Source organism: Secundilactobacillus similis DSM 23365 = JCM 2765 (assembly GCF_001311075.1).
In the GTDB taxonomy this organism is placed as follows: domain Bacteria; phylum Bacillota; class Bacilli; order Lactobacillales; family Lactobacillaceae; genus Secundilactobacillus; species Secundilactobacillus similis.
In genome coordinates, this window is sequence record NZ_BBAD01000121.1 from 1 (window position 1) to 7,021 (window position 7,021).

The following is a 7,021-nucleotide window of genomic DNA, read 5'->3' on the forward strand; positions in this document are numbered from 1 at the left end:
CCTCCCGCGGCATCTTCCCACTATATAAAACCAGAATCACTGAATTTCACAAACGAGGCATGCTTACGCTGGACACAAACGACACCAAAAACAGCCTCAACTGACCAGTTATCGGTCAATCGAGGCTGTTCCAAAAGGTAAATTAATAAGTTAATGTGAAGCCAAGGCGCCCATTGGATCCCATGGTGCAAGGACCGTTGGGGTTTGCGCTTGGGCTTGTTTCAGTTCATCGCTGAGGTATTTCTTGTTGATGACGATTTGGTAGCAGTATTCTTCGAGCCAACGATCACTCATGACGAAGTAACCTTTAGTGCCGACCTTTTCGCCCCAACTGTTTTCAACCTTCCACTTGGTTGGTTGGCCGTCAACGAGGTCCACGCCGGTAATGACCATGGCGTGGGTCATGAGACTTTCGCCGTAGTCGAGTCGCTCAGCCTTAGTCATGGTCAAATCCATATCAAGAAGGGCGTTTTTATTGTAGGCGTTCAGATCCATGATCCCTTTTTGGCGATCAGAGCTTTGACCAACATCACAGCCGAACCAGACGCTTTGGCCGTCCTGAAGTTGCTTGATGGCTAATTGCTTGAAGTCATCAATGGTGACGTTTAAGTGCTTTACTTCACGGCCACCCAAAACGTTACCTAACATTTCAACGGTGTACGTTTTGTTGTAAGGCTTGTCAGCGGTTGGACCGTTGATGATCGACACGTAGTCGTTGAGGTCCCAACCCACGTATTTGTCGTAGAAAGACTTAGGGGTCAGGTTTTGATCCAAGTGGTAGTTCTTATCATCGTCACGATATTCGAAATCGAATTGTTGGGCGGGTTCGCCGAGGGTGTAGCAGAGAAGACGGTAAACTTCACCTAGCATCCGGTCACGAGCGCTGGCAATGTCGGCTTCGCTGGCACCGTCTGCGACTAATTGACGTAACGTGACAGCATCCTTACGCAGCTTCTTGTTTAACGTACCATTCAGTTCGTTAGACTTAGAACTGCTGTAGGTTTCGGGCATCACTGACTTAGGCACGATGCCGTACTTTTCGATGATGGCACATAACATATCCCATTGACCGCCATCTTGTTGTGGGGTAGCCATTAGGAAGGCCACTTTCCGGCTGTCCAATGGTTGGTCAGCGGTGTTTAACACGTTTTGGTAGAAGTAGTTTGATTTTTCGAACTTGTCCCAGAAAAAGGTGTAGTTTTGTGAAAGTTCGAAGTCGGTCAGTTTAAAGAGGTCGGCTAAGTGGTGCCGCATGGTGTTAAGGGCGGCAAACATCCAACAACGACCGCTTTGCTTTTGGTTGGCCACTTTACCGGTGTCCAAATCAATTGAAAAGACCGGCGTCATATCAGTATCTGAGGCGTAGTCCGCACTGGTGGCTAAAATCCCCTGGTGGGTCACTGCGCGTTCGATGACTTTTGCGTCCTTGCGTTCGGCAAATTGAGCCTGATAACGCGCAATTTGGTCGCTACTGATAGCAGCTTTAGAAGATTGAGTCAAATTCATCACGCTCCTTAATCGTTATGGCTTATATTGTACCGCATTTCGTTGCTTGGTAGCGAGTAAATAGTGTAAGATGGGGAGACATTGGTGTGATGTATTTAGATAGTATGACGCAACTAAACTTTTAAGGAGCGAGTAAAATGACACGTGGATTTGAAATTGTTTCAAAATACCGCAACGCTGGCCTAAACCTGCCGTATCGCACAACAAAGCGGGCGGCTGGGTATGATTTCGAAAGTGCAACCGACTTTACGGTGCCGTCGATTTGGAAGCTTGATTTTTTGAAGGTCCTTTGGGCGATTCGTCACGAGCGTGCTGTGGATGACGTTCAGGCGCAAAAAGCAAAGCGGATTTTGAAGCCGTATTTAGTCCCAACCGGCATCAAGGCTTACATGGGTGACGATGAAGTGCTGATTTTAGCTAATCGGTCAAGTAATCCGTTGAAGCGCGGATTGGTGATTCCCAACGGGATTGGGGTAATCGATGCCGATTACTATAACAATGAGAACAACGAAGGCGAAATTTTCATGCAAGTGTTGAATTTCGGCCTGGCAGATGTGCACTTGAAACAGGGCGAACGAATTGGCCAAGGCATCTTCATGAACTACTTGTTAGCTGATGAAGAACGGCAACCACAAGCGGAACGGCAGGGTGGTTTCGGGTCTTCTGGCAAGTAATTTTAAGAAGCGTTTAAAACTCAAGTTGGAGCTGTTTCAATTGCTGTGCACTATGCTAGAATAGTATTGGTTAGTAAAAGTCAAAGGTAACGATTTAAGGGAGAGAATGGATTGGCAAAGAGCAAAACCCAATTTGTATGTCAAGAATGTGGCTATCAAGCACCCCGATTTTTGGGACGCTGCCCAAACTGTGGCAAGTGGAACACATTAGTTGAAGAAGTTGTTGCTCCTTCTGTGACACCAAGTGTGCAACATGCAACAACGACGCTGGTTGGCGGTCGGGTTAGCAAACCCGAAAAGTTATCAGCAGTATCAACGCAACGCGAACCCCGAGTCAAGACGCAGTTAGCGGAATTAAACCGGGTTCTCGGTGGTGGCGTGGTGCCGGGCTCCCTCGTATTGATCGGCGGGGATCCCGGAATCGGGAAATCAACCCTTTTACTTCAGGTTTCGGGTCAGTTGAGTCAGACTGGCGGAACCGTCCTTTACGTTTCCGGTGAAGAAAGTGCTAACCAAATTAAAATGCGTGCCAATCGATTAAGCGTTTCGAGTGACAACCTCTATTTATATCCTGAAACCGATATGAGTCGGATTCGGGAGAGTATTGACGAGATGAAGCCCGATTACGTGGTGATCGACTCGGTGCAAACGATGTCCGAACCAGAGATCAGTTCCGCCATTGGTTCGGTGTCTCAGATTCGCCAAGTCACAGCGGAGTTAATGCGAATTGCGAAGTCGCAGGGCATTACCATTTTCGTTGTCGGTCACGTGACAAAGGGCGGCGCGATTGCTGGGCCGAAGATTTTGGAACATATGGTGGATACCGTGCTGTATTTTGAAGGCGATTTACACCACACTTACCGAATCTTGCGGGCAGTGAAGAACCGGTTTGGCTCAACCAACGAGCTTGGCATCTTTGAAATGCAGGAAACGGGTCTAAAAGAAGTGTCGAATCCGTCTGAAATCTTCTTGGAAGAGCGATTGGCGGATGCAACCGGATCTGCGATCGTTGTGTCGATGGAAGGGACCCGGCCAATCTTGGTCGAAATTCAGGCCTTGTTAACCCCATCCGTCTTCGGAAATGCACAGCGGACATCGTCTGGGATTGATCGTAATCGGGTTTCATTGATTATGGCGGTGCTGGAAAAACGGGCCAATCTGATGCTTCAAAATCAGGACGCTTATTTGAAAGCGGCTGGTGGCGTTAAGTTGGACGAACCCGCTGTTGACCTTGCATTGGCGATTAGTATCGCCAGTTCTTACCGCGATCAAGGCACTGATCCAAGTGAATGTTACGTTGGTGAAATTGGCCTGACGGGTGAGATTCGGCGGGTCAACCGAATTGAAAGTCGGGTCAGTGAAGCACAAAAATTGGGCTTTAAGCGCATCTACGTCCCGAAGAACAATCTAAAGGACTGGACGCCACCCGTTGGCATTGACGTGGTTGGGGTTGCGACGATTGGTGACGCATTGAAGTTGATTTTGTCGTAGGTTAGATTTATGGAGGTGAAGGTTATTGAACAAAAAAAGACTCATTATTCAAGGAATCTTCGCGTTTATCGGACTCGGGCTTGGCGCCGTTTACTTACCGGCATGCTGGGCACTGACCGGATTAACGACGCGTACGTGGTATAACAATGAAATTTCAAACCCGTTGATTGGGGCGCTCGTGCTTTGGCTATTATCCCTTATTCTTTCAGGTTCAATTGAGCGTCTGATCAACCAGTTTGAAAAAACGTTGACGTCAAAGAGCCCGTCATACCTATTATTTGGGAGTGTGTCGACCATTATCGGCTTGATTTTTGCCATTTTGATTTCGACACCGTTGACGCGGATTGATTCGGTTTTCTTTGGTGGCATCGTGCCAATCATCCTGATGATCTTGTTTGGTTACCTCGGGTTCCGAATGGGGACGACCAAACGGGATGAATGGCGAAAGTTATTTCAATTTCGGGGGAAGAAAGCGGACGATGGTGAAAACATCATTGATCGCCCACTGGATGAAAATTACCACCACTACAAGATTTTGGATACCAATATCTTGATCGATGGCCGAATTTACGACCTTGTGAAGACTGGTTTCATTGAAGGGACGTTATTGGTGCCCAACTTCGTGCTGTACGAACTGCAGTACATTGCGGATTCAAGCGATAGTATCAAGCGGGTTCGTGGTCGGCGAGGGTTGGATATTTTGAATAAACTTCAAAATGAAAACTTAGTGCCGGTCGAGATGTATGAAGGGGATTACGAGGACATTCCTGAAGTAGATAGTAAGTTGATTCGCTTGGCCAAGGAAGTTAATGGGGTCATTGTGACCAATGATTATAACTTGAACAAAGTGATTGAATTTCAAAACGTTCAAGTGCTTAACATTAACGCGTTAGCCAATGCACTGAAGCCACGGGTCATTCCGGGGGAACACTTGAACGTGATGGTCGTTAAAAACGGGACTGAGCGTCAACAGGGGGTTGCGTACTTGGATGATGGTACGATGGTGGTCGTTGAAGACGGTCGTTTCTATCTGAATGACCATCTGGATGTTATCGTTACCTCGGCAATTCAAACGGATGCCGGTCGGATGATTTTTGCTAAGCCGGCCCATTCGACAACTGAAATTACCGAAAAAGCGGCCGCTGCTAAGAACAACGCCCGTAAAGCAAAGGCCAAAACAGCACCAAAGAGTCGAAAAAATTAAGTTATTCGACGCTCAAACTTTTCTTTTTGAATATTCCATTGTAAACTAGGACATGATGTCGATGATGCGTGGCCGGTGACAACGGGTAAAACTCACGCAGGGGATACCTTCCAATCAGCACGATGTTGACTGGAACTGGATCCCCTGTTTGTGGGCTAGACCCAATGTCGGTTAGCTCGCAGGTCGAAAATTTTTGAAAGAGGCGGAAAATACATTGGCAAATGATTCAATTCGCGTTCGTTATGCACCAAGTCCAACCGGACACTTGCATATTGGTAACGCACGGACAGCATTGTTTAACTACTTGTTTGCGCGTCACTACAAGGGCAAGTTTATCATTCGGATCGAGGATACCGATACGAAACGGAACGTCGCAGATGGCGAAAAGAGCCAACTCGACAACTTGAAGTGGTTGGGATTGGACTGGGATGAAGGTCCAGACAAACCAGGTGACGTAGGGCCTTACCGTCAATCAGAACGGTCTGAACTTTACAAGCCATATATCGAACAATTGTTAGCAGAAGGCAAGGCTTACAAGTCTTACAAGACCGAAGACGAACTTGAAGCTGACCGTGAAGCCCAACGGGCCCGTCACGAGATGCCACACTACGAATACGAATATGAAGGATTGACCGCCGAAGAACGTGACGCCAAGATGGCTGAAGCTGAAGCCAAGGGCTTGAAGCCAGTTATCCGGTTCCACGTCCCAGAACACAAGACGTACGCTTGGGATGACATGGTTAAGGGCAACGTTTCCTTTGATTCCGATACCATCGGTGGCGACTTTGTGATCGTGAAGGCGGATGGCATTCCAACTTACAACTTCGCGGTTGTTTTGGATGACCATTTGATGAAGATCAGCCACGTTTTCCGTGGGGATGACCACGTGGCCAACACCCCTAAGCAATTGATGATCTACGAAGCATTTGGCTGGGAAGCACCTAAGTTCGGTCACATGAGCTTGATCATCAGCAAGGATACGGGTAAGAAGTTGTCGAAGCGTGACGAAACGGTGCTTCAATTTATTGAACAGTACCGGAAGTTGGGCTACTTGCCAGACGCTTTGTTGAACTTCATCATCCTTTTAGGCTGGTCACCAGTTGGCGAAGACGAAATCTTCTCACTGAAAGAATTCGTGAAGATGTACGACGAAAAGCGGTTGAGCAAGTCACCAGCAACCTTCGATAAGAAGAAGCTGGAATGGATCAACAACCAATACGTGAAGTCATCTGACGAAGACGTTGTGATGGATCTTGCCTTACAACAATTGATCGAAGCAGGGAACTTGCCTGAAAACCCAGACGCCCCAACGGTTGAATGGGCGCGTAAGTTGATCAACGTTTACAAGCAACAAATGAGCTACATGGCGCAAATCAACGACATGGCCTCTGTGTTCTTTAACGAACCAGAACAAGTCAGTGGCGAAGCTTTGGAAGAAATTTCAAACGACACTGCCCCAATCGTGTTGAAGGAATTCGCTGAACGCATCAAGGACTTACCAATCTTTGATACGGTCAAAATTTTACAGACGATCAAGGCCATTCAAAAAGACACTGGTATCAAGGGCCGTAAGCTCTGGATGCCAATTCGAATCGCCGTTACCCACGAAATGCACGGGCCAGAATTGCCAGAATCAATCGAATTGATTGGTCGCGACAAGGCACTCGAACACGTGGCACAAACGTTAGCACAGATTCAATAATTGAAACTTGCAAACAGTGACGAGAACTCTTTGTGTAGGGTTCTCGTTTTTTGTTTTACTTTCGCTTGTGTCCAGCGTAAGCATTCGTGTGTTCAGTTTGTGAAGTGCGTTGATTTGCTTAGACTGTCGATTCCGGTCAGCGGCTAGGTTCCTGCTGTGGGGCCGGTCTGAGCCAAAGGGCGGTCTCAAACCTCGAAGTTAAGCCTCGCCAAAAACCGTGCGGGTCTTAACTTCGTCCCCGATGATTGGCGGTTGTTGAAAGTTCGTCAACAACCACCAATCATCGCGATACAGCATCCACCTAGCCGCTGACCGGAATCTCATACTGCGCAATTGGTCGCCATTGCAGACCATCTCAAGTGCTTAACTGCACGTTCAGTCACGGGATTACAACGACTGACGTTGATGATCAGCGATTCATATATTGCAATGGCTGAATATCAG

The 7,021-nt window shown here is 47.5% G+C and carries 5 protein-coding genes; 4 read left to right on the forward strand and 1 reads right to left on the reverse strand.

Annotated features, from left to right (window positions below; translation table 11 throughout):
- Positions 1-150: 150 nt before the first annotated feature.
- Positions 151-1,500: a C1 family peptidase gene (locus JCM2765_RS15625; protein ID WP_225352136.1), complete on the reverse strand. Its 1,350-nt coding sequence runs from the start codon at positions 1,498-1,500 to the stop codon at positions 151-153.
- A gap of 143 nt (positions 1,501-1,643) precedes the next feature.
- Between JCM2765_RS15625 and JCM2765_RS15630 the strand changes: the two genes are divergently transcribed.
- From JCM2765_RS15630 to gltX, 4 genes are all read left to right on the forward strand, one after another.
- Positions 1,644-2,180 (forward strand): dCTP deaminase/dUTPase family protein, encoded by a 537-nt coding sequence (locus tag JCM2765_RS15630; RefSeq protein ID WP_054737485.1) that lies wholly within the window; start codon positions 1,644-1,646, stop codon positions 2,178-2,180.
- A 111-nt stretch (positions 2,181-2,291) separates the two neighbouring features.
- Positions 2,292-3,671: a DNA repair protein RadA gene (gene radA / locus JCM2765_RS15635; RefSeq protein ID WP_054737486.1), complete on the forward strand. Its 1,380-nt coding sequence runs from the start codon at positions 2,292-2,294 to the stop codon at positions 3,669-3,671.
- A 25-nt stretch (positions 3,672-3,696) separates the two neighbouring features.
- Entirely contained in the window at positions 3,697-4,875 is a 1,179-nt protein-coding gene (locus tag JCM2765_RS15640) for a PIN/TRAM domain-containing protein (RefSeq protein WP_054737487.1), read from the forward strand.
- A 214-nt stretch (positions 4,876-5,089) separates the two neighbouring features.
- Positions 5,090-6,577 carry a glutamate--tRNA ligase gene (gltX, locus tag JCM2765_RS15645; RefSeq protein WP_054737488.1) on the forward strand — a complete coding sequence of 496 codons (1,488 nt, stop codon included), beginning with the start codon at positions 5,090-5,092 and terminating at the stop codon, positions 6,575-6,577.
- Positions 6,578-7,021: the final 444 nt, after the last annotated feature.

Coding starts and splice junctions, on each gene's coding strand:
- JCM2765_RS15630 (WP_054737485.1), top strand. CDS start 1,644: ATGACACGTGGATTTGAAATTGTTTCAAAATACCGCAACGCTGGCCTA.